The organism is Ancylobacter dichloromethanicus (assembly GCF_018390645.1).
Taxonomy (GTDB): domain Bacteria; phylum Pseudomonadota; class Alphaproteobacteria; order Rhizobiales; family Xanthobacteraceae; genus Ancylobacter; species Ancylobacter dichloromethanicus.
In genome coordinates this window covers 1-2,306 of the sequence record NZ_JAHBGC010000039.1, presented here as the reverse complement: position 1 = coordinate 2,306, position 2,306 = coordinate 1, and the positions used below count along the sequence as shown (strand labels likewise).

The following is a 2,306-nucleotide window of genomic DNA, read 5'->3' as shown; positions in this document are numbered from 1 at the left end:
GGGACCCCTGTGACGACGGGGTTCACAGTGCCTCCGGAACGATCGGAGGCCGTGTTTGGGATGCTTGTTGTGGAGACGATCGCGAAGATCCGTCGGGCGTATTTTGTTCAGGGCAAAGCGATCAAGGCGATCTGCCGGGAGCTGAAGATCTCCCGGAAGGTGGTGCGCAAGGTGCTGCGCTCGAACGAGACGGCGTTCGAGTATGAGCGCTCGGTACAGCCGATGCCGAAGCTGGGGGCCTGGAAGGGCGAGCTCGACCGGATGCTGGCGCGGAACGAGAGCCGCCCGGCTCGCGAGCGCCTGACGCTGATCCGGATCTTCGAGGAGCTGCGAGGGCTCGGCTACCAAGGTGGCTATGACGCCGTGCGTCGCTACGCCAAGGGCTGGCAGCGCGAGCAGGCCTCACTGTCGGCGGCAGCCTTCGTGCCCCTGAGCTTCGATCCGGGAGAGGCCTACCAGTTCGACTGGAGCCACGAGATCGTGCTGATCAACGGCACGACGGTGACGGTGAAGGTCGCCCATGTCCGGCTCTGCCACTCGCGCATGCTGTTCGTACGGGCCTATCCGCGCGAGACCCAGGAGATGGTGTTCGACGCTCACGACCGGGCGTTCGCCTTCTTCAAGGGCGCCTGCACGCGCGGCATCTACGACAACATGAAGACCGCGGTAGAGGCGATCTTCGTCGGGCGCGAACGAGCCTATAATCGGCGCTTCATGCAGATGTGCGGCCATTACCTTGTCGATCCGGTGGCTTGCACACCGGCATCGGGATGGGAGAAGGGACAGGTCGAGAACCAGGTCGGGCTGGTGCGCGAGCGCTTCTTCACGCCGCGCCTGCGGGTGAAGAGCTATGAGGAGCTGAACGCCTGGCTGCTCGACCGCACGATCGCCTATGCCAAGGCGCATCCTCATCCCGAGTTGCGTGAGCGGACCGTCTGGGAGGTGTTCGAGACAGAGCGGGCGAGCCTCGTGCCCTATCGCGGCCGGTTCGACGGCTTCCACGCCGTGCCGGCCTCGGTGTCCAAGACCTGCCTCGTGCGCTTCGACAACAACCGCTACTCCGTCACGGCCAGCGCCGTGGGGCGCCCTGTCGAGATCCGCGCCTATGCCGACCGTATCGAACTGCGCCAGGCGGGCAGGCTCGTTGGCGAGCATCCCCGCTGCTTCGGGCGTGACCAGACGATCTATGATCCCTGGCACTATGTTCCTGTCCTGGCGAGGAAGCCCGGCGCTTTGCGCAATGGGGCGCCGTTCAAGGACTGGATCCTGCCGACAGGGCTGGAGCGGGTGCGACGCAAGCTCGGCTCCGTGCCCGATGGCGGGCGCCAGATGGTCGATATCCTCACCGCCGTGTTCAGCGACGGCTTGCCCGCCGTCGAGGCTGCCTGCCTGGAGGCGCTCGGCGAAGGTGTCCACTCCGCCGATGTGATCCTGAACATCCTGGCGCGCTCCCGAGAGCCGGTGCGCCCGATCACCATCCTCACCCCGGACACCCTGCGGCTGCGTCATGAACCGGTGGCCGATTGTGCCCGCTACGACAACCTCAGGAGAGCACTGTGATGGACCGCTCCGAGATCCTCGCCTCGATGGGCGAGCTGAAGCTTTACGGCATGAAGGCCGCCTTCGACGAGATCATCGCGACCGCCGTGAAGCGTCAGCATGAGCCTCAGCGCGTGGTCGGCGACCTCCTGAACGCAGAAATCAGCGAGAAGCAGGCCCGCTCGATCAAGTACCAGATCACCATCGCCAAGCTGCCGCTCGCCCGCGACATCGACGACTTCGTGTTCGACGACACCCCGATCAACGAGACCCTGGTGCGCGACCTCGCCTCCGGCAACTTCCTCGCCCATCAGCGCAATGCCGTGCTGATCGGCGGCACCGGGACCGGCAAGACCCATCTGGCCATCGCCATCGCTCGCGCCTGTATCCGGGCCGGTGCTCGTGGCCGCTTCTTCAACGTCGTGGATCTCGTCAACAAGCTCGAGGCGGAAACCCGCGCCGGGCGCCAGGGGCGGCTGGCCGACTATCTCGGCCGCATGGACTTCATCGTGCTCGATGAGCTCGGTTACCTGCCCTTCGCCCAGTCCGGCGGCCAGCTCCTGTTCCACCTCATCAGCCGGCTCTACGAACAGACCTCGGTCATCGTCACCACCAACCTCGCCTTCGGCGAATGGCCGTCAGTGTTCGGCGACGCCAAGATGACCACGGCTCTCCTCGACCGCCTCACCCATCACTGCGACATCATCGAGACCGGCAACGAGAGCTGGCGCTTCAAGAACAGGATCTGACCTCGGCCAACGCTCCTT

General features: G+C 65.3%; 1 protein-coding gene and 1 pseudogene. Both read left to right on the top strand.

Features of this window, described 5'->3' with window-relative positions:
- Nucleotides 1-60 precede the first annotated feature (60 nt).
- Nucleotides 61-1,663, top strand: a pseudogene (gene istA, locus KHC23_RS18540) (IS21 family transposase).
- Nucleotides 1,560-2,288 (top strand): IS21-like element helper ATPase IstB, encoded by a 729-nt coding sequence (istB, locus tag KHC23_RS18535; protein ID WP_213374556.1) that lies wholly within the window; start codon nt 1,560-1,562, stop codon nt 2,286-2,288. Before istA ends, istB begins: the two are co-directional and overlap by 104 nt.
- Nucleotides 2,289-2,306 lie beyond the last annotated feature (18 nt).